Source organism: Streptomyces filipinensis (assembly GCF_014649495.1).
Classification (GTDB): Bacteria; Actinomycetota; Actinomycetes; order Streptomycetales; family Streptomycetaceae; genus Streptomyces; species Streptomyces filipinensis.
The window spans coordinates 24,466-44,988 of record NZ_BMTD01000035.1; the positions used below are offsets into that span (position 1 = coordinate 24,466).

At 71.8% G+C, this 20,523-nt stretch carries 18 protein-coding genes; 17 read left to right on the forward strand and 1 reads right to left on the reverse strand.

Annotated elements, in window-relative coordinates:
- Positions 1–56: 56 nt before the first annotated feature.
- Positions 57–581: a hypothetical protein gene (locus IE244_RS40215; protein WP_191878525.1), complete on the reverse strand. Its 525-nt coding sequence runs from the start codon at positions 579–581 to the stop codon at positions 57–59.
- Between the two features lie 452 nt (positions 582–1,033).
- Between IE244_RS40215 and IE244_RS40220 the strand changes: the two genes are divergently transcribed.
- From IE244_RS40220 to IE244_RS40300, 17 genes are all read left to right on the forward strand, one after another.
- Positions 1,034–1,981 carry a conjugal transfer protein gene (locus IE244_RS40220; RefSeq protein ID WP_191878526.1) on the forward strand — a complete coding sequence of 316 codons (948 nt, stop codon included), beginning with the start codon at positions 1,034–1,036 and terminating at the stop codon, positions 1,979–1,981.
- A complete protein-coding gene (locus IE244_RS40225; RefSeq protein ID WP_191878527.1) occupies positions 1,978–2,274 on the forward strand; it encodes a hypothetical protein in 297 nt (98 codons plus the stop codon). The genes IE244_RS40220 and IE244_RS40225 overlap by 4 nt, the downstream gene beginning before the upstream one ends.
- Complete coding sequence (locus tag IE244_RS40230) at positions 2,271–2,816, forward strand: hypothetical protein (RefSeq protein WP_191878528.1); 546 nt, start codon at positions 2,271–2,273, stop codon at positions 2,814–2,816. The genes IE244_RS40225 and IE244_RS40230 overlap by 4 nt, the downstream gene beginning before the upstream one ends.
- On the forward strand, positions 2,816–5,389 hold the full coding sequence (locus tag IE244_RS40235) for an ATP-binding protein (RefSeq protein ID WP_191878529.1): 2,574 nt from the start codon (positions 2,816–2,818) through the stop codon (positions 5,387–5,389). Before IE244_RS40230 ends, IE244_RS40235 begins: the two co-directional genes overlap by 1 nt.
- Positions 5,386–5,721 (forward strand): hypothetical protein, encoded by a 336-nt coding sequence (locus IE244_RS40240; RefSeq protein ID WP_191878530.1) that lies wholly within the window; start codon positions 5,386–5,388, stop codon positions 5,719–5,721. The genes IE244_RS40235 and IE244_RS40240 overlap by 4 nt, the downstream gene beginning before the upstream one ends.
- Entirely contained in the window at positions 5,718–8,447 is a 2,730-nt protein-coding gene (locus IE244_RS40245; protein ID WP_191878531.1) for a hypothetical protein, read from the forward strand. Before IE244_RS40240 ends, IE244_RS40245 begins: the two co-directional genes overlap by 4 nt.
- Positions 8,444–9,562, forward strand: coding sequence for a C40 family peptidase (locus IE244_RS40250; protein ID WP_229854837.1), 1,119 nt, complete (start codon positions 8,444–8,446; stop codon positions 9,560–9,562). Before IE244_RS40245 ends, IE244_RS40250 begins: the two co-directional genes overlap by 4 nt.
- Positions 9,559–10,188 (forward strand): hypothetical protein, encoded by a 630-nt coding sequence (locus IE244_RS42600; RefSeq protein ID WP_229854839.1) that lies wholly within the window; start codon positions 9,559–9,561, stop codon positions 10,186–10,188. Before IE244_RS40250 ends, IE244_RS42600 begins: the two co-directional genes overlap by 4 nt.
- Positions 10,170–12,752 (forward strand): type IV secretory system conjugative DNA transfer family protein, encoded by a 2,583-nt coding sequence (locus IE244_RS40260; protein ID WP_191878532.1) that lies wholly within the window; start codon positions 10,170–10,172, stop codon positions 12,750–12,752. Before IE244_RS42600 ends, IE244_RS40260 begins: the two co-directional genes overlap by 19 nt.
- Positions 12,749–13,657 carry a replication-relaxation family protein gene (locus tag IE244_RS40265; RefSeq protein WP_191878533.1) on the forward strand — a complete coding sequence of 303 codons (909 nt, stop codon included), beginning with the start codon at positions 12,749–12,751 and terminating at the stop codon, positions 13,655–13,657. Before IE244_RS40260 ends, IE244_RS40265 begins: the two co-directional genes overlap by 4 nt.
- A gap of 366 nt (positions 13,658–14,023) precedes the next feature.
- Entirely contained in the window at positions 14,024–14,638 is a 615-nt protein-coding gene (locus tag IE244_RS40270; protein WP_191878534.1) for a hypothetical protein, read from the forward strand.
- Between the two features lie 644 nt (positions 14,639–15,282).
- Positions 15,283–15,528: a hypothetical protein gene (locus tag IE244_RS42605; protein ID WP_229854840.1), complete on the forward strand. Its 246-nt coding sequence runs from the start codon at positions 15,283–15,285 to the stop codon at positions 15,526–15,528.
- A gap of 51 nt (positions 15,529–15,579) precedes the next feature.
- On the forward strand, positions 15,580–16,311 hold the full coding sequence (locus IE244_RS40280) for an SAF domain-containing protein (protein ID WP_229854841.1): 732 nt from the start codon (positions 15,580–15,582) through the stop codon (positions 16,309–16,311).
- 41 nt (positions 16,312–16,352) lie between these two features.
- Positions 16,353–17,132: a CpaE/TadZ family protein gene (locus IE244_RS40285; protein ID WP_373305836.1), complete on the forward strand. Its 780-nt coding sequence runs from the start codon at positions 16,353–16,355 to the stop codon at positions 17,130–17,132.
- Positions 17,122–18,681, forward strand: coding sequence for a TadA family conjugal transfer-associated ATPase (locus tag IE244_RS40290; protein ID WP_373305837.1), 1,560 nt, complete (start codon positions 17,122–17,124; stop codon positions 18,679–18,681). Before IE244_RS40285 ends, IE244_RS40290 begins: the two co-directional genes overlap by 11 nt.
- Positions 18,678–19,625, forward strand: coding sequence for a type II secretion system F family protein (locus tag IE244_RS40295; protein ID WP_229854843.1), 948 nt, complete (start codon positions 18,678–18,680; stop codon positions 19,623–19,625). The genes IE244_RS40290 and IE244_RS40295 overlap by 4 nt, the downstream gene beginning before the upstream one ends.
- Entirely contained in the window at positions 19,622–20,506 is an 885-nt protein-coding gene (locus tag IE244_RS40300) for a type II secretion system F family protein (RefSeq protein ID WP_191878538.1), read from the forward strand. The genes IE244_RS40295 and IE244_RS40300 overlap by 4 nt, the downstream gene beginning before the upstream one ends.
- Positions 20,507–20,523: the final 17 nt, after the last annotated feature.

Sequence of the window (20,523 nt, forward strand, 5' to 3'; positions counted from 1 at the left end):
TCACCCGAAGTCCTGGGCGACCGCCTTCATCGTTGTGGAGCCACCCACAGGGAACGTCAGACGGTCGGCGAGCCCTTGTAGTCGTGGCCCTGGTAGCCGCGGCCGTCCTTGTGCCAGTCGAGATACAAGACCCCGTTCCCGTACGCGCCGCTCCCGGCCCGGTGGCTGATCGTCGGCGTGCGGTAGGTCCCATCACGGTCCCCGCCGGATGTCGCCTTCTCCAGCCGGTCTTTGATCTCGAAGTCGCGCTCGGCAACTACGGGATCGGTGCCCTGCCGTGACTGCATGATCTGGAGCCGGATCTTGGCTCCGTCGAAGATCGTTGCGTCCTTGCTGGCGTAGAAGGCGGGCCCGTCCCAGCTGATGTCGGCGTAGGCGTAGACGGTGGCTCCGGAGCGCGCCGCGCACACCTGGATCCGGATGTCCCAGTTGTCGGGGGCAGGGCCGCTGTATCCGGCGTCGTCGATCGTCTGTGTGCTCGTCGAGCAGCGGTAGCTGAGCGCGGCGGCCGGGGATGCAGTCGGGGGTGTGGCAACAGCGAGAGCGGCTGCGACGGCCAGCAGGGTGTGCGTGGTGTTCATGCCCAGTCAAGGCCGGACAGAGGCCAGACGGCACGGGCCCGGCCGGAAGGCACTCCGCACGAGGGACACGAAGAACAGTCGACGGTGGATGTTCGAGATGCGGTGAGTTCGTGGGTGGTGAGTTTTCACTAAGCCGGTGAGTTCAGCGTCTTTGAGGCTGTGACCTGCGGTGGGGAGGTGGTGGTGAGTCACCGGGGACTCACCACAACGGCTGTGGTCCAGCCGTGACGGAGCGGGGGTTGCCGTGGTGAGCGAAGCGGTGAAGCGGCCGCAGTTGTGTGGGAGCAAGCATCCCCACCTCGGAAGGCGCCCCCATGACCCCTCGTCGTACTCTCCCCCCTGGACGGGAGCGGCCCGCCCGCAAGCGCGCGGTCTCGCAGCCGCTGCGGGCTTCGCGGCCGGAGACCGTCCCCGTCAGCCGACCCGTCTCTTACGGGCCGCGGCTGGCCAGGATGGGCGTCTGGACCGCGCTCGCGGCCGGCCCCCTCGCGCTGGCCGTCGCTCTGGCAGCCCCGGCTGGCAGTGCTGCCCAGGCAGCTCCGGCCCCGGCACCTAGCAGCAGCCGTGTACAGGCTGACCCCTCGGGGACGGCCGCCCACTTCGTGGAGCTGTGGCTGCGCGCCGACGCCTCCGCCCCCGACGGACCGGTGGCAGCGGAGGTGCGGAGGATGGCCCCGCAGGCCGAACTCCCATCCCGTTCCCGTGAGGCCGGCAGCCCGGCGGCGGTGCGGGTAACTCCGCTGCGCACGGTCGTCATGCCGGGAAGCGGTGGCTGGACGGTGACCGTCGCCGCCGTCACCGACGAGCGGCGCGCGCCGTCGCCGGGTGGCGGCTCGGACCAGGCGGTCGTGCAGCCCGCGGCGCGGTACTTCGCCGTCAACGGCACTGGAGGCCAGGACGGCGGGCCGCTGGTCGTCACCGGTTCGCCCGCTGAGGTTGCCGCCCCTGAGGCAGCCCAGACCGGCCCGTCCGTCTTCGGCCGCGCCGTCCCTTCCACGGGTCCCCTGGCTGTCTCCCTGACCGAGTTCCTGCGGACCTACCTCGCCGGTCCCGGCGGGCAGGGTGCGGGCGTGGAGCGGTACTTGTCGCCCGGGGTGCGCCTGTCTGCGCCGACGGCAGCCGTCTACACGCGGGTTGAGGTCAAGGACGTCGCGGCTGACACGGACGCCGCGGCCGGGACGGCCGTACCGGGCGACGGGAGCCGGGCGCGCGTCCGCGTCCGCGTCGAGGGATCGGACGCGGCCGGTACGCGGTGGCCGCTGGAGTACCGCCTGGCCGTGACGGCCCGCGCCGGCCGCTGGGAGATCAGCGCCCTGGACACCGGATCGCCCGCCCCGGCGTCGGCCGGCGCCGCATCCCCCACCGACCCGTCCACCGCCACCTCAGGAGGTACCCGATGAGCATGTTTCTCGCGAGTCAGCTTGACGACCTCGGCAACGGCATCTTCGACATGCTGGGCAAGTGGGCCGACCGCGGCCTCAAGGTCGCTCTCGTAGTGATCGTCTTGGTCGTCATCTGCCGCCAGTTCTCCCTCAAGGCCGGCATCGGGGCGCTGCTCGCCATGGCTCTCGCGCTGGGCATCTACAACGCCCGCGACAGCCTGGCCGGACTCTTCTCCGAGAAGATCAAGAGTCCCTCGACCGGGTCCGCTCCCCTCAACCCGCAGGCTCCGACGGACGGGCAGGTCCTGTGAGCGCGGCGGCGCGTCCTCGGGTCGCGCGTGTCTACACCGGTGCGCGCCGCCACCCGTGGGTGCTGGGCAAGCTCGGTGACTGGATGGTGCCGTTCGGCCCGTACACGCCCGCGCAGCTGGTTGTGCTCGGTGGTGGGGCGTTCGCACTGGTCAAGGGCTACGACTGGTGGTCGTGGGCCGGGCCGGTGCCGGTTGTGCTGTGGCTGGTGGCGGTGTGGGCGGTGCGTGGTGCGCAGATCGCCGGTCAGAACCCGTTCACGGCGGTGGCCGGTGTGGTGGTGCTGCTGCTGCGGCATCCGGCGGGGCGGATCGGTGGGCGCATCGCCCGTGAGCGCCGGTCCTGCAGCCTGCGCGGCAGGTTCGTCATCCAGACTGCCTCCGGCTCGGTGCTGCCCGCGGCCCCTTCGGACGCTGCGCGCCGGGTGAGCGGGTCGGCCGGAGCGGGCGGAGCCGTCGTACGGCTGCCCGCCGTGTCGGGGCGTGCGGCGGCGGGGTCGGGCTTGGACTCGCTCCTGGCGGGCTCCGGCAGGAGGGCGGCGTGATGCGGACTCCTCCGTTCCGGCATGTTGCCGGTCATCTGCTGTGGTCGGCTTCCTCCCGTGTCTGGGCGGTGTGGCGGGTGACGCCGCTGGCGGGCGGCTATCTTCCCGCCCGGGTGCGCCAGGACCTGCTGGACCGGGTCACTTCCCTGGTGCGGTCGATGCCTGCGATGGAGCCGAGGCTGTTCGTCCTGGGGGCGCGTACCGACCCGGGCGAGATCGCCGAGCGGATGGTGTCCGGCCTGGACTGGCAGCGCCTGCCCGCCTGGGCGGAAACCTGCGCGGCGGCGGTGGACCTGCTGGCCGACCAGGAAATGCATGAGCGGACCCTGTGGCTGGCCGTGCCCCTCCCGGGCCGGACGGGTGCTGCGACCGCTTCCCTGAACGCCCTGTACGGAGAGCTGTCCGCCGCACTCGACCTTCCGCCGGTACCGGTGCCCGAGGCGGAGCTGAAGGCTGCGTTCGCGGAGGCCGAGCGGATCCAGACCTCATTGGGTGGCGGGCTCGGGCTGCGGCCCGCGTCCCCGGCGGAAATCGTGTGGATGGTGCAGCACGCCGTCCATCGCGGCCTCGCGCAGGAGCCGCTGCTGTCGGACGCCGAGCACAGCCCGCTCTATGGCAGCCGCGTCCACGCGGGCCGGCTCTCCTCCCCCTCGTACGCGGATCTGGGGCAGATCCGTCTCGCCGAAGGCGGGCAGGACACCCGTATCCCGGGCAAGGCGACGGCCTCCGATCGGCCGTGGTGGCGCAAGGCCGGCACCGCCTCCCCTCTGGGCCGCCGGTGGCTGCAGGTCGAATCCGAGGCCGGGACCGGCTACCAGTCCCACCTCGTGCTCGCCGAGCTTCCGCCCGCCGTGGCGGTCGACAGCGCGGATGTCCTCGCGCAGCTGGAGCAGCTGCACTTTCCGGTCGACGTGTGTGTGGATCTGCGGATCGTCCCGGCGAAGAAGGCCCGGGCCCAGGTCCAGCGCAAGAAGCGCGAACTCCTGGACCAGGCCGGACAGTACGGGGCACAGCCGACCGGAATGCCGCATTCCCTTCCTGAGGCGGCGGGGGATCTTGCCGAGCAGGACGCGCGGATGGCGCGGACGTCGGTGGAGGTCGAGGTCCAGTCGGTGACGGTGCTGTCCGTATGGGGGCCCGACACGGCCACGTGTGATGCGCGGGCGCGGGAGCTGTCTGCGGCTCTGTCGGGGGGCGACTACCGGGTGGAGCGCCCCTACGGCATGCAGGAAGACCTGTTCGCCCTGTCCCTGCCCGGTACTGTCCGTCCGGCGAAACTGGGCCAGTTCACCCAGCACCAGCTGTCGGAGGACTGGGCCGCCGCGGGGGCGTTCACCTTGTCGGGGGTGGGGGACCCGGGCGGGATGATGGTCGGTCACGACCTGGACAGCGGCACCATCCGCCCCGTCCTGCTGAACCCGGCCGACGCGCCGCAGGTGAACGCGTCCGCGTCGCTGGCTGTGGTCGGGGATCTCGGCGCAGGGAAAAGCGTGCTGGAGAAACTCGTCACCGCGGCGGTCGTGGACCAGGGCGGACGGTCGATCGTCATCGACCGGACGCCGATCCGGGAGTGGGCAAGCTTCGGGCGGGCCGCGATGGGCGAGCGGTGCGAGGTGATCGATGCCGCCCGCGCCGAGGTGTCCATCGACCCGCTGCGCGTGTTCGGCGGGGCCGTGGGCGCGCACTACGCCCTGTCGTACCTGACGTTGCAGCTGGGTGTGGGGGCGATGACCGCGTCCGGGGCGGTACTGCATCACGCGGTCCAGGAGGTGTGCGCGGGCCCGGATCCGTCCATGGGCAAGGTCTTGGACGTCCTCGCCGGCCTCGCCGAGACCGGTACCGCGACCCGGTCGGACGCGGCAGCGACGATGGCTGACCTGCTGCGGATCGTGCGCGGCAACCCTCTGGCGGCGATGGTCTTCGATGCGGACCTGCCACCGGTCACGCTGGACGGGGACCTGGGCGCGGACCTGGTGGTGGTCACCACCACCGGCCTGACCCTGCCGCCGAAGGAGGCGTTCGCCGACGCCGAGGTGCTGCGCCAGCAGCCTCTGGAGGCTTTGATCGGGCGGGCTGTGCTGTATCTGATCGCCGCGATCGCCCGCCAGGCCGCTTTCACCGAGCCTGACAGGTTCTGCCTGGTCTCGATGGACGAGGTGTACTGGCTGACCTCCTCCGCGGAGGGCTCCGCGCTGGTCCACGAGATCCTTCACGACGGCCGCAAGCACGGCGCCGGCTGCTTTCTCGGCGCCCATGACGAGGCCGAACTCGGAGCCGACGCGGCACTGATCGCCTACCGGTTCCTCGCCCGCACCAGCGACCGTGCCCGCGCCGCAAAGGGGCTGCACTTCATCGGCCTGGACGGCGATGACGAGGACCTCGTACGGATGGTCACCACCGGCCTGTCCCCCGTGGGCCAGAGCGGCCGCGAGGGCGAGATGTTCCTGCGTGATCCGCGGATGCAGGTCGGCCGGATCAAGGTCGTCGTCCCGCCCGTGCCCCGCCTCAAGGAATCGATCTTCACTACACCCGGCCGGACGGCACACGCCCCGGCCGACAGGGGGACCTCGTGATCCGAACCACCACCACCGCCGGTGTGCGGCGACTGCTCGTCGCCGCCGTCGCGCTGCTCCTGATCACGTGCACCGTCGGCGCCTGGGCCATGCCCCACACCCGCCCGACGCCCGCAGCTGCTGCACCGTTCGAAGAGGGCGCGGGCCAGGACTGCCACCTGACGGCAGGGCCTACCGCCGCCTACTGCGGCATGAGCCGTATGCCGGGACCGGCCTCGCAGGCCTCCGTCTGGCCTGCCGGTCTCAACCCCCGCACCGCACTGCTGCTGTTCTCCGCCCTCGCGGTCTCAGCTGCGATCGGGCTTGTGAGCAGCGCGGGGCGGCGGCTGTGAGGGGCTGCTTCCCCGTCGACCGGGGGACGGTGCGGGCCGCCGGGTTCGTCGCGCTGCTCACCGTCGTGTTCCTGGTGACGAACACCGCGGTCGCGGCCGCAGCCGACGGGGGCGATGCCTCGGGCGGCGGGCTGCTGAGCCCGCTGGACATCCACACCCGTGAGGGTGCGCTGCTCAGCGGCTACCAGCTGGAGGCCGTGGCCGGCGCGCCGGAGGGGGTTCCGGCGGTCAAGCTGATCGAGAACGGCGGGGTGCCGGACCTTGATGTGGCGGGACAGACCCAGCGCCTGGTGCTGTCCGGCCTCTTCACTCTGGTGCGGCTGCTGGTCGGGCTGTGCTGCTGGCTGCTCGACTTCGTGTTCAAGTTCCCCTTGCTGACCCTGCTGACGAATCCGGCGCAGCGTCTCGCCGACGCGTACGAGCGGCATGTCGTGGGCGCGCTCGGGCTCACCGAGCTGCTGCTGGCGTGGGCCTTCGTGTTCGGGCTGATCCTGTTTGTGCGCGGCAAAGTCGGCACGGGGCTCGGAGAGATCGTGATGACCCTGGTCATCGCGGCCTTGGCCACCAGCGCGCTCATCAGGCCCGACTACCTGCTGGGAAGGGACGGGCCCCTCGCCCAGACGCACCAGGCCGCCATCGAGGTCGCGGCCATCACCACCAGCTCCTACTTCGACACCCCCGCCCGGGGGGCGCGCCCGTGCGACAGTGCGGTCGGCCCGGCCCACGAGGCGTGTGTGAAGGAGCGGGCCGAGGCAAAGACCGTGACCGGGCCGATCCAGAACGCGCTCACCGACGCCCTGGTCGTCAAGCCCTACATGCTGCTCCAGTACGGCCGGATCCTCGACCCGAAGGAGAACCCTGGCGACGCCGCCGCCTACAAGGCTCACGTGAAGTGGGTCAAGAGCGGTCAGGACGCGCAGAAGCGGAGCAGCGCCGATCTCTCGAAGTGCGAGGGGGTGGTCGGGCCGCTCAAGCAGGAGTGCGAGCGCAGCGTCGCCGAATCCGGCGGCCAGGCGGCCAATGCGGACTGCAAGCTGCTGTTCGGGGCGGCCAAGGAGACGTGTGAGCGCCAGGGGGCCGAGAGCCAGGCCAACCCTTGCGGGAAGCTGGACGGGCCCGCCCGTGACTACTGCGAGAACGGCACCGGAACCGGCAGAGCCGACAAGGACTCGGCGTTCTCGACGCTGGTGAAGGAGCTGGACAAGGCAGGGCCGGTCGGATCGGCCTGCGCCGCGTATGCGGTGAAGCCTTCCTGGGACCGGGTGTGGTCGGTCATTGCCCTGCTCGTCGCTGTCATCGTCGTCACCCTGATGATCGTCTCGATGGCGGTGGTGATGCTCGGTGCGCAGGCATCGGATGCCGCGACCGCTGCGGCAGGCCCCGTCGCCTGGGTGTGGGCGATGCTTCCCGGGCCCTCCCGGATGGTGCTGTGGCGGTGGCTTGGAGTTTTCGTCGTCTCCGCCCTGGTCTCCTTCATGGCCGCGATGGCTCTGCCGCTCTTCGGGATCGGCGTGGATGCCCTGCTGTCCGACAGCGGGCCCGACCTGATCGTGGAACGGCTGCTGCTCGTCGACGCCCTCGCCGTGGCGTTTCTGATCATGCACCGCCGGATCCTGGCCGCGACCGCCAGTTTCGGGCAGCGCATGGCGACCCGGATGCGGTACTCAAAAATCGGAGGCACCCACCTGCGCGGCGACAGCTCCGAACTCGGCGCCGCCCTCGCCATGAACGGCCCTGCCGGTGGCGGCGGTGGCGGTCTGGGACGCTACGGGGGGCCGTCGGCCGCGCACAGCGCGTTCGGGGCGCGGCTGCGGTCCCTGGGCAGCCTCGCGTCGCTCGCGGACGGCAGCGGGATGCCGATGGCGTCGGGCCGGCTGCTCGGTGACGCTCTGGCCGAGGGCCGGCGCGGGATCGCCCCGCTGGCGATGGCACTGCGCGGCACGCACATGGCGCTGCGCGGCGCGCACACCGCTCTGATCGGCCCCAGGCCCGGCAGGCACCCCGCGGCCGCACGGCTGCACCACGCGGCAAACGGCTGGCACGGAGGCAACCGGCCGGGGGCCGGGGGCGCCATGGTGGTGGACCAGTGGACCGGTGAGGTTCTCCACGCTCCCGACACCGACCCTCCTCTGCTCGGATCACGCGTCCACGCCCGTGCCTCCCGGCTGCGCGGCTACCGCATTGCCTCCCGCAGCGCCCGCCTCGCCTACGGCGCGACCCTGGGTCTGCCCCGCAACATCGGCCGTGCCCACGGTGCGGCATCGCGGTTCACCGAGGACGCCCGGACACAGCTGCGGGTGGCTTCTCTCCAGGTCCGTGAGGATGGCGGGCGGTGGGCGGACGGCGGACGCGCGGTCCGTGACCGCGTTGACCACACCGGGCAGGTCCTCGCCACCGCGTGGCAGGTCCACGACCCCATGGGTTCCGTCCGTGACGCCGCCATCGCGGCGGCCATCCACGCCGCTCCGCTCGACAGCGGCGGCCGCGCAGGCGGGCCGCGCACCACGATCAGCCGTCTGGACACAGCCGCATCGGCCGGCGCGGCACTTGCCCGCGCGTCTGACCTGCCTTCAGGCCGCCGTCAGGAGTCACCGGGCCGGCCCCGCCTGGCCGGTGCACGGGGCGAAAGCCACGGCCCGGCCTCGACGGACCGGGACCGGCTGCTGGCCCTCCTGCAGGCCCCGCGTGCTGCCGGACGCCACCCACGTGAGGACGGCGGCCAGTGAAGAGGTGGAAGAAGCTGGGATGTCTGGGCGTGCTGCTGGCAGCGGCGGCCGTGTGCTGCACCGGCCCCGTCCTGCTCGCCGCCGCCACGGCCAAGAACCGCAACGGTGGCGGCGGCACGGTCAGCGCGGCGGCGGCCGGGATCCCTGAGCGGATGCTCGCGGGCTATCTCACCGGCGCCGCCCAGGTCACCCGGTACGTCAGCGGGTGCAAGGGCATGCGCTGGCAGATCCTCGCCGGGATCGCCCGCGTCGAATCCGACCACGCCTCCGGTCACCTGGTCGGCGCGGGCGGGGACATCCAGCCGGTCATCGTGGGCCCGCGCCTGGACGGCTCCGGGGCCGGCGGCAACACCACCGCCATCCGTGACACCGACGGCGGCGCCTGGGACAACGACAGCGAATACGAGCGGGCCGTCGGCCCGTTCCAGTTCCTGCCCGAGACCTTCCGCGCCTACGGCAAAGACGGGAACGGGGACGGGGCCGTCAGCCCGCACAACGTGGACGACGCCGCTCTGGCGGCGGCCGTCTACCTGTGCGGCAACGGCCGCGACCTGGGCGACCGCGACCAGCTCCGCGCCGCGATCCACACCTACAACCTGTCCTGGGCGTACGTGGACGACGTCATGTCAGGGATCGACCGCTACGACGCCCTCGGCCGCGTCCCCGCCCTGCCGTCCGGAAATATCGGCGCGGTCATCCAGGCCGCCCTCGCCCAGCAGGGGCAGCCCTACTCCTGGGGTGGCGGCGGCCCCTCCGGCCCGACCACCGGGATCTGCTGCTCCCCCCGCGGGCAGGACGGCAGCACCGTCAGCGGCTTCGACTGCTCCGGTCTGACCCAGTACGCCTACGCCAAGGCCGGCATCAACCTCCCCCGCACCGCGGCCGAGCAGGCGAGTGCCGGACGCCGGATCCCTGCCTCAGCTGGCTTCGGCGCCCTGGTCCCCGGCGACCTCATCTTCTACGGCTACAGCCCCACATCCGACTCCACCATCCACCACGTCGGGATCTACCTTGGCGACGGAAAGATGATCAACGCACCCAAGCCGGGCACACAGGTGCGGATCGACCCGGTGACCGCGATGCCCGACTACGCGGGAGGGGCACGGCTCCTGTGACCACCGCCCCCTGGACAGGCGGGCGCCTGATCACCACCGCCGCCGTCCTCACCGCCACCGGAGCCTTCCTGCTCTACACGGGACTGCACAGCGCTGGAACTCCCCCGTCCGCCCAGACCCCGCCCGCGGCGATGCCGGTCCGGAGCCCGCACCCGGCACCACTGCTGTCGCCCGCACGTTCGCCTGCCTCACCGCCCACCCCGCCAGTAGCGCAGGCCGGAACAGACACCGCGGCCTCGCCGTCAGCCCACGTGCCGACGTCGTCCGGCAGCGCGCCGAACGGCGGCCCAGCCCCTCGCTTTCAGCAGCTGCCGCCGCCCGGATCCGGACCCGCGGCCGACCCGCTCATCCAGCAGGCCCTCGACCAGGCCAGCAGCCCGGACCTCCCGGCCGCCGACGAACGGCTGCTGCTCGAACTCGGCCGTACGGCCTGGCTGGCCGAGACCTCCAGCTACAGCCAGGTCCGCATCCAGGCCGCCACCGCCCGCCAGGACGGCGCCCCCTCCCGCGCGGTGGTCCGGCTGGTCTGGGAGGGCGCCGACCGAGCCGGGACCCTCCTCGACGGCCGCCCCGCCGCCGTCCACTTCACCCAGAACGGAGAAGGATCATGGAAACGCACCACCTGACGGCCTCCGGGGCCCTCAGCCCAGGCGCTGACCTTCTGGACCCCCTCGCGGCCGTCACCGACTGGACGCTGGTCAACCTCTGGTGGCTTGCACTGATCGCGGCCGCAGCGCTGGCCGGCTGGGAGGCCCTGCAACAGCGCCTGGCCGCCGAGGCCCTCAGCCGGCGCACATACATGGAACTCGTCCCCACCGCCCAGTTCGATCCGAATGCGGAGCAGATCTGGCGGCAGGGCATGCAGCTGGTCCGCGCCGCCGGCTCCGGCCCGTGGTGGACGCCGCGGCGGGCCCGGACTCTGCGGCTGCGGCTGCGCGCCGACGGCCACAGGTCCCTCGCCTACCGCATCGAAGCCCCCTCCTCCGCCCGCGCGCTGCTCGCCCAGACCCCCTACGGGGCCCGCGTCCAGGTCAAGGCCGCTAATCCGGTCGCCGACAAACGGCGCGAGCACACGGTGCGGGCGGTGCTGACCCTGCACGGAGAACCCGGGTCACGTCTGCGCGAGGTCCCACTGGACCCCGATCCGCTCCAGCCGCTGCTCGATGCGGTCGCCGACCTGAACGCCGAGCTGGGCGACCTCGCCGAGGTGTGCGTCGACCTGGCCCCCGCCTCACGCTGGCGACTTGCCGCGTACCGCTTCCACACCGTGCAGCGGGCCCGGGAGAAGTCCCGCCGCGAGGCGCAGCGCGAAGCGCGCTGGCTCGTCCGTCAGCCCGCCGAGAGTCTGCCCGCCTCCGTGGGCCGGCTCCTGGACCCGGCCGAATGGCGCGGCACGCCCCGGGGCCAGATGGTGATGTCGCCTCAGCCTCAGCGCGTCGACCGCGACGCAGTCCTCGGCAAGCTCGCCCACTCCCCCGGGCTGGTGCGTGTGCAGGTCCTGGTGCGGTGCGCGTCCGATGCGGCCGGGCGGGCGGAGCAGCGTCTGGCCCGGATCGGGGCGGCCATGGACGTGTACGCGGGAGCGTCCCGGCTGGCCGGGCAGGGATGGGCGCTGGGCCCGCTGCGGATCGGCCCCGACCGGTGGCCGTGGCGCGAACGCTTCGATGCCCGGTGGGCGAGCGGTCTGCTGCGCCCGGCGCGAAGGGGGTGGGCTCATATCGATGAGCTGGCGGGACTCCTGAAGCCGCCCACCGTCACCGCGCGGGTGAGCCTGCTGGAAAGCGACATGCCGACCTATGAACCCGGTGCGGACCTGCTGCCCCAGGGCTGGCACCGGGGGCCCGACGGCCGCGAGCGGCTACTGGCCACCCACGAGGACGACACCCTCTTCGAGATCCAGTCCGGCAAAGCCGGATGGGGCAAGACCATGCGCGCCCAGGTCCACGCCGTCGCCAGCGCCCACAACGGGCGGGGGCTCGCGTTCGTGGACCCGCACGGCGACTCCTTCGCCGACGTCGCCCGCTACCTCGCCCACGGCAACCTCATCGACCGGGTGGCACTGTTCGACCTGACCATCCGCGCCGACACGGACCTCCTGTCCTGCTGGAACCTGCTGGACATGAGTGCCCAGCAGCCGCCGCACGAGGTGACCTCCGCGGTCGTCGGGGCCTTCGCCGGGGCGCTGGGCTGGGGAGACATCACCGCGCCCCGCGCGCTCACCATCATGACGAAGGCGATCGAGGCTCTCGTCGCCGTCAACACAGCGGCCGTCGCCGCCCGACAGCCCAAGCGGCAGGCCACGGTCTTCCAAGTCCGGGCGCTGCTCACCGACCCGGCCTTCCGCCAACTCGTGGTGGCCGCACTGGACGCAGAAGCGAGGAAGTGGTGGACCGGGAGCTTCCCCGACCTTCCCCGTGATGCGCTGGCGACGGTCCTCAACCCGCTTGAGCGGCTCGGCGCGAATCCGGTGATCCGGGCCTTCCTCGGATGCCCGGTCAGCGCTTACGACATCCGCCGGGCCATGGACGAGGGCCAGGTGCTGTGGATCTGCCCGCCCGGTACCGGGCCCACCAACTCGCTGCTCATCTCCCTGATCGTCCACGACTTCCTGCGCGCCGGGCTCTCCCGCCGCGACCTGCCCGAGAAGCGGCGGCGGCCATTCCGTTTCTACCTGGACGAGATGATCTCCCTCGACCACGGCGAATCGGACGTCCTCGCCCAGATCACCGAGCAGCTGCGCAAGTTCGGCTGCCGGATGCACGGCATGACGCAGCTCATGCACCGCCTCAGCCCCTCCACCCGCGCCGCCCTGATGCAGAACGCCTCCTGCCTGTCCACGACGGCCGGGTCCGTGGAGGCCATCACGCAGATCACCTCCCAGTGGCCGGACACGGTCACCCCCCGCGACATCGCTTCACTGCCCAGGTGGCGGCACTACGCCAGCTTCACCGTCGCCGGCAGGCGGGTCGGACCCGTCCCGGTCCGGGGCCCCGAGCTGCGTGAAGTATTCGGCGACCGCGCGCGGCCGGCTCACATCGGGGCGCTGCGCAAAGCCGCACACACCGCCACCTCAGCGCTGCCTCTCAGGGAACGGACCGCGCTCGCCCTCGCCCAGGAGGACGCCGTCCGCGCCTACCTCACCGGCAGCACACCGACCGACCGCAAGACCACAGGAGAGCCGTACGCATGACCACCGAGACCACGATCAAGCCCTCCACCGAAGACACCCACGCGCACCGGGCCCTTGCCCTGCTCGCTCAGCACCGGCTGCTGACCACCACCCAGCTCCACCAGATGCTCACTCCCCGCTCTGCCGCACGCAGGATCCACCGCATCCTCGTACCGCTCCGCGAGCAGGGCCTGATCAACCACACCACCCTGGGATCCAGCAGCCGCCTCCAAGCGCATTTCCTCACCCCGGACGGTACTGCGATGGTCACGGACTGGCCTGAGCTGCGCGGACGCACCGCCACGCCCATCGTCTCGGCGGCCGCCGCCTCACTGCGTGCCGCACACACTCTCACCGGCGTCCGCGCCCACCTCGCCTTCCTCGCCGACGCCCGCGCCCGCGGCGACGAGTACGAGCCCCTGGACTGGATGCCCGAGGTCACCCACCGCCTCCCCGACACGGGAGGCGAGGACCGGCTCATCGCCGACGCCGTCTTCCACTACACCGCCACCAGCCCCCGGCGCCTGCAGTACCGGGCCTTCGTGGAGATCGACCGCACCACCATGAGCAGCGAGCGCCTGGCCCGCAAGCTCATCAGCTACGCCCGCTTCCACGACTACACCCCCCAGTCGCCTGGGCGCCGGGGCACCGTCGCCGACCAGGGCTCCCTGCTCGCCTGGCAGCGTCTCTACCCGCGGTTTCCCCGGATCCTGTTCGTCCTCACCGGCGCCTCCCGCACCACGCTCGCCGCCCGGATCCAGGACCTGCGCAGCATGACCGCCGACCACGACCTTGTCACCCGACTCGCCGCCCACGTCCCCCTCGGCGCCGCCGTCCTCGAAGACATCGAGGAGCACGGACCGCAGGCCACCGTCTGGACCCCACTGGCCGGTGACGCCGAACCCCGTGGCTGGACCCAGCTGTGAACGTTAGGCAGTGGTGAGCAAACCGGTGAGCGGCGAACCCGACGATTACGGAAGCAAAGAACCAGCCAGAGGGATGGAATCCGGCCACGTCGGCGGCAAGCCTGCCGCGGCAGCCGTCATCCGGCAGCCGAGGCATAAGGCTGCACGTCAGAAGGCCTTCTGCGTATGACTTTTCGACAATGCCGGGCAAAGCGTGACACTCGGGAACGTGAGCCTCAAGAACCCCGTAGGAGCTGAGGCGTTGTCATCGTAAGGTGCCCAGTACGACGCACCGCTATGAGACAAACACGTTGCACAAGCGATGAGACGGCGCGGCCGGGCTGCTCTGCACGCCCGCCCGCCGAGGTGACCACCGGGGAGATCTCCGTGACAACGGCACGACAGCACTACACCCGCACCGCTCACCGCCGGCTGCTCACAGCCGCCGCCGTCACCGCGGCCGTCGCGGTCCTCACGGCGGGCTGCAGCAGCAACGACGGCGGTGACAACAAGGCGGCCCCGACCAGCAGCCCCGGCACCAGCGCCCCGATCAGTGCCTCCCCGCCGGCCAGTGCCGACCCTCAGGCAGCCGAGAAGGCAAAGGTCCTCGACAGGTACGCCGCATTCTGGGTAGAGGCCGCCAAAGCGTACGAGACCGGATCGGTAAACGGCACAAAGGTCGTGTTCTACGCATCGGATGCCGCGTTGAACGAGACGATTTCCGACGTCACGAAGATGAAGCAGAGCGATACAGCGATGAAGGGTGCCCCGGGGCACCGCGCCGAGGTCTCGGCGCTGACCGTGTCGGGTGACCGGCCCACCGCGACGATCTCCGACTGCCTCGATCTGTCCACCTGGCAGATCGTGGAGCGCTCGAACGGCCAGGTACTGCCGTACCCCACCGAGCAGCCGATGCGGTACGTCACCGAGTTCGACGCCATGTTCCTGAACGGGCAGTGGTGGTTCACCAAGTTCGTCCGCCACGGGGACCGCACGTGCTGAGACGGGCCGCCCTGCCGGTCGCCGCCGCCTCGTTCTGCCTGGCCCTGGTCACTGCCGCTCCCGCGTCTGCTGGCGGAGGCATCTGCAGCCGTGGCCCTGCCTGGATGAGCGTCTGCGCTGATAGCCCCGGCGACAGCGGTACCTCCAATGACAGCAAGCCCGGCCGGGGCGGGGGTGGGAAGCCTCCCGCGAGTGGTGGTGGCGCCAGTGACTGGACGGATACACCGGCCTGTGCCATCACCCGGCTGGAGCCTCAGCCCCCCGCAGGCCACCCTCTCTGGCAAGGGCACGGACCGGGTGACGGCGCCATCTACCTCAACCCCTGTCTAGGCGCAGGCCCGGACGGCGTCAGGAACATGGACCTCATGGGAGCAGCGTTCTGGTCGCAGAACGCCCCGGCTCCGGCCGTCGATCCGGCTGTCCTCGCGCAACGGGCGGTCGACAGCATGCTCCTGTCAGGGCCCGCGATCGTCAGCCCAAGGGGCGATGGCACATACACGGTGGGCGTGCCCGTGTGGATGTGGGTGAGCCAGAGCCAGACGACGTGGGGGCCCAACTCGGCCTCTGCGTCGGCAGGCGGGATCACCGTCACCGCGACGGCCAGGGTGTCGCGGGTGGTGTGGAGCATGGGTGACGGATCGAGCGTGACCTGTACCGGTCCCGGCACCCCGTATGCGGCTTCGCGCGGTATGGCGGAGTCACCGGACTGCGGCCACCGCTACAAGGCGACGTCGGCCCGCAGCCCCGGCGGCAAGTACCAGGGCACCGCGACGTCCACCTGGAGCATCGACTGGGCAGTGACCGGTGGCGGGCAGACCGGTCAGCTGACCGAAGTCCGCCAGTCGGCGTTCACGGTCGCCGTCGGAGAGCTCCAGGTCGTCGGCCAGTAGCAGGCCCGGCAGCGACAACACTTCCTTCCCTTCTTTCTGGAGGCACTGCACGTGAGCACCACCACCACGCCCACGCCCGGCCGGGCGGCCGTTCCGGGGACCGGAGGGACGGGCGGGCCGGGGAATCCGGCGGCTGCGCCGCGCGTCGTGCGTCAGCGGCGCCGCCGGCCGGGCCTGATCGCCCTGTCCGTTGCCCTCATCGCGGCCGGGGGGTTGTCGGGCGCCCTGCTGTTCACCGCGTCCGGGCAGCGCTCCGCCGTGCTGGTGGTGGCGCGGGATGTGCCGGTGGGAAACGCTGTCACCGAGGCAGACCTCGCTCCCGCGTCCCTGGCGCTGGATCCGGCGGTCAAGGCCGTCCCCGTCGCGCGGAAGGGCGAGATGGTCGGCAAGCGCGCCGCCGTCGCCTTGGCCGCCGGCTCCCTTCTCTCCCCCGCGCAGGTCACTTCGTCTTCGCTGGTCAAGGCGGGTGAGCAGTTGGTGGGTGTGGCGCTGAAGCCTTCGCAGCTTCCCGCGAGCCGGCTGAGCCCGGGGCAGAAGGTCCTGATCGTGTCGACGCCGGATCCGGCGCAGGCGGCCGCAGCCGCGGCCGGAGGCAAGGCGGGTGAGCCGGCCGGGGCTCCGAAGACGCTGGCCGCGACGGTGGTTGCCGTCGGTGAGGCGGCTCCGGCAACGGGGGTGGCGACGGTGGACGTTGCGGTACCCGCCGCCGATGGCCCCACGCTGGCCGCGCGCGCGGCGACCGGCGCGGTCGCTTTGATCGTCGCGGCGCAGGGGGGCAGCTGATGACGGTGATCGCGCTTGCGGGCGGGCTTGGTGCGCCCGGGGTGACCACGGCCGCAATGGCGCTGCTGATGACGTGGCCGCTGCCGGAAGGGCATCGGGTGATCCTGGCGGAGGCGGACCCGGACGGTGGGGCGATCCTGCCCGGCGCCTTGCAGGGCACCCTCGACAACGCCCACGGCCTGCGGAATCTGGCGGTTGCGGGGCGTCAGGGGCAGCTCGGTGAGGCGTTCTGGCGGCAGCTGGTGGACATCACCGACGCGGGGACCCGCGACCGGCTGGTGCTGCCGGGCCTCTACGATCCCGCGCACGCCTCCGCGATGGAGCCGGTGTGGAAGCCGCTCGCCGGGCTGTTCTCGGGCATCGAGGAGCACGGGCACGACGTGCTGATCGACCTCGGCCGACGCGGCGCGTTCGGCCCGTCCTCCGTCCTCGCGCAGCGCGCCGACGCTGTGGTGCTGGTCGCCCGGAACACTCTGCGCGGGCTGCAGAGCGCCCAGGTCCGCCTGGACGCATTGCGTGAGCAGCTCGGCACCAGCACCGAAATCGGCATGTTCCTCATCGACAGCGGTCCGTTCTCCAAGGAGGAGGTCCGCGCGAACCTGGGTGTCACGGTGACCGCGGTGCTGCCGTGGCGGCCGAAGGAAGCCGCGGTGCTGTCCGACGGGGCGGAGCAGCCGCGCCGGTTCGAGTCGGGCGAGCTCATGAGGGCGGCCCGTTCGGCCGCTCTGCGGGTGCAGGAGCTGGTGGCGATCCGCCGCTCCCGCCTGGCCCCGCGGCCACCCACGTCCGGTCTGGGACGGGTGGTGAGCGGTGCGCGCTAACCCTCTTCACAGCAACCCCCAGGTCTCGCTGGAAGCACGCCTCGCGGCCCCGCGCGGTCTCCCCCCGCACCGTATGACTCAGCCTCCCGGGGGAGGGCCGGTGCCCGGCGCGGCCGTACCCGTGGATCCGCGCGCCGGCTTCCCGTCCCAGGCCGTGGCCGTGGCCAGCGCACCGGCCGCCGTGGACTACACGGCGGTCCGGCTGATCAAGAAGGAGGTCGGGGAGCGGCTCACCGAGATGCTGCGCAGCCGGCCGGGCATGAGCCTGGCCGCGCAGGAGCAGCAGGGCCGCCACCTGATCAACGAGCAGGTGGCGGTGTGGTCGGATGCCGAGGCCGTCAAGCGGGGTTTCGCGACGTCGGCGAGTGAGGACGCGGCGACCGCGCAGGCCGTGTTCGACCTCCAGTTCCGGGCCGGTCGTCTCCAGCAGCATCTCGACAACCCGCTGGTCGAGAACATCTTCATCAACGGGCACACGCGGACGTGGCTGGACTTCACCGACGGGCGCCGCGTGGAGGTCGCGCCGGTGGCGGACTCCGACGAGGAGCTGCGTGAACTCCTGCGCGACCTCGCGCGGCGCACGACCGGTCAGAACGAGCGCTCCCTGTCGACGGCGGATCCGTTCCTCGCACTGCGTCTGGCGGACGGCTCCCGTCTGCAGGCGGTCACCGATGTCACCCCCGGCACGTTCGTGACGATCCGCCGGCACACGATGCGGCATGCGGACCTGCCCGAGCTGGTGGCGCGCGGGATGCTGGACAGCACCCTGGAGTCGTTCCTGCGGGCCTGCGTGCGCGCGGAGAAGAACGTGATGATCGTCGGTGGTCAGGCCGCCGGGAAGACGACGCTGCTGCGGGCGCTCCTTCGGGAGATCGATCCCGACGAGCGGTTCGCGACCCTGGAGACCGAACACGAGCTGTTCGCCCACGAGAACGGGTACCACCGCCAGGTCGTGCCGATGGAGGCCCGCGAGTCCAACGGGGAGATGGTCGGCGGGCAGGCCGCCGGCGAGATCTCCCTCATGGACCTCATGTACCGGGCGCTGCGCATGACGCTGACGCGGATCGTGGTCGGGGAGGTCCGCGGCCCCGAGATCGTGGCCATGCTGCAGGCGATGACGAACGGTGCGGGCGGCAACCTGTGCACCCTGCACGCCATCCGTCCCAGCGTCGTGTTCGACCGGATCGCCGAGCTGTATCTCCTCGCGCAGGCCAACATGTCGGAGGCCCTCGCCTACCGGCAGGCCGCGAACGGACTGAACTTCATCGTGTTCGTGTCCTCCATCGACGAGACCAAGATCGGCGGGCACCGGCACCGGTTCGTTTCCCACGTCCTGGAGGTCACCGGGATCGGCGAGGGCGGGCGCCCGGACACCAACCAGATCTTCGGGCCGCGCCCGGAGTGGGGAGAGCACCGCGGTGTGCCGCTCATGCTCCCCCGCTGCATCAACGACCTGCGGCGCGTGGGCTTCGATCCCGCGCTGCTGTCCGAGCCGGGCGGTGCCTGGCCGGCAGCCCTGCCGCTGATGATCACGGAGGACGTCCGGTGACAACGCTGCTGCTGTGGGTGGTGGCCGGCCTCGCCGTCACCGGCGGCCTGGTGGGACTGGTCGCCGGGGTCATCGGTACCACCACGCCCAAGGGGCCCACGCTGGCCGCCCGGATAAGGGCCGGGCGTCAGCTGGCGGGCCGCGACGAGCAGATGGCCCGCCGTACCCGGCTGGTCGTCGGCGCGGTTGCCGGGATCGTTCTGTGGCTGGTCACGGGCGTGTTCGTGGCGGGAGCGATGCTGCTCCTGGCCGTGACTGGCGTGCCGTGGCTGCTCTCGCCCACGAAGTCCGCGACCGCGCGGATCGCGAAACTGGAGTCGCTCGGAGACTGGACGCAGCGCCTGGCCAACGTGCTCCGCCTCGGGCGGGGCCTGGACGAGGCCCTGCACATCTCCCGCAAGGGCTGCCCGGAGGCCATCGCCGAGGAGGTCGCCGACCTGGTCGACCGGCTCCAGGTGGGATGGCGGCCGACGGACGCCCTGCGCGAGTTCGGTGACGCCCTGAACGACGTGACCGCGGACAAGGTGGTGGCCGCCCTGATCCTGTCGGCCGCCGACCGCGGCCCCGGCCTCGCCCAGGCCCTGGACGACCTCGCCGAGTCCGTCCACGAGGAAGTCGCCCGCAGGCGTGCGATCGAGGCCGACCGGGCCAAGCCACGCACGACGATGCGGTGGATGACGATCATCACCCTCGGCGTCATCGGTGCCGGCTTCCTCATCCCCTCCTACACCGCTCCCTACGGCACCATGCTGGGCCAGCTGGTTCTGGCGGTCCTGCTGGCCGGGTTCGTGGGCGTCCTGGCGATGATGCGGCAGATCGCCGACACCAAGCCCGTTCCCCGCTTCCTGATCACCGACCCCCGCAGCGCCGTCTCCCCCGCCCCCCTCCCCGACGACGAACCCACAGCCGGGGCCGGGGCAACGAGTGCGGAGGTGACCGCATGATGCCGGTAGCCGCGATCCTGTCCGGCGCGGCCATCGGAGCCGGCTGCGCACTCCTGGTCCGCGAAGTCCTGCGCCCCGCGCCCGCGCTCGGGCCCGCGCTGCGCCGCCTCAACCAGCCCGCACCGCCCCCGCGCCCCGACGGCGAGAGCCCCGACCGGGACGAGCGGTGGGGACAGTGGCTCGTCGAGCGGATGACGGACGTACCCGGCGTACGGATCCCCCACAAGGACCTCGCCCTGACCGGCACCACCCCCGCCCGGTTCATGCTGACCAAGATGGCCCTGGCCGGCGGAGGGCTGCTGCTGCCACCGCTGTCCACCATCCCGCTGCTGCTCCTCGGCGTGCCGCTCTACCTGCCCGCGATCGTCGGGATCCTGGCCGCGGTCGTGCTCTGGTTCGCCCCCGACCTCGCCACCCGGGACAAAGCCAAACGCGCCCGCAGCGAGTTCGCGCACGCCATGGCCGCCTACCTCGACCTCGTCGCGCTGCGCCGGGCCGGGAACGTCTCCGCCGAGCAGGCCATGGAACAGGCCGCCCAGGTCGGCGACGGCTGGGCGTTCCAGCGGATCCGGGGAGCGCTGGCGCAGTCCCGGGTCGACAAGGTCGCGCACTGGGAATCCCTGGCCCGTCTGACCGCAGAACTCGACCTGCCCGTCCTGGACGACCTCGCCGCGATCATGCGGCAGTCCGCCGACGACGGAGCCTCCGTCTACTCCACCCTCCGCTCCCGCGCGAAGAACCTGCGCACCGAGCTCCTCGCCGATCAGGCAGCAGAAGCCAACTCCAACAGCGAGAAGATGACCGCCCCCGGCGCGCTCCTCGCCGTCCTGGTCATGCTGCTGATCGCATTTCCGGCCGTCATCCGCATGCTCACCACCTGACCCACAGCAAAGGAGTC

Coding starts and splice junctions, on each gene's coding strand:
- IE244_RS40215 (WP_191878525.1), bottom strand. CDS start 581: ATGAACACCACGCACACCCTGCTGGCCGTCGCAGCCGCTCTCGCTGTT.
- IE244_RS40220 (WP_191878526.1), top strand. CDS start 1,034: ATGGGCGTCTGGACCGCGCTCGCGGCCGGCCCCCTCGCGCTGGCCGTC.
- IE244_RS40225 (WP_191878527.1), top strand. CDS start 1,978: ATGAGCATGTTTCTCGCGAGTCAGCTTGACGACCTCGGCAACGGCATC.
- IE244_RS40235 (WP_191878529.1), top strand. CDS start 2,816: ATGCGGACTCCTCCGTTCCGGCATGTTGCCGGTCATCTGCTGTGGTCG.
- IE244_RS40260 (WP_191878532.1), top strand. CDS start 10,170: ATGGAAACGCACCACCTGACGGCCTCCGGGGCCCTCAGCCCAGGCGCT.
- IE244_RS40265 (WP_191878533.1), top strand. CDS start 12,749: ATGACCACCGAGACCACGATCAAGCCCTCCACCGAAGACACCCACGCG.
- IE244_RS40300 (WP_191878538.1), top strand. CDS start 19,622: ATGATGCCGGTAGCCGCGATCCTGTCCGGCGCGGCCATCGGAGCCGGC.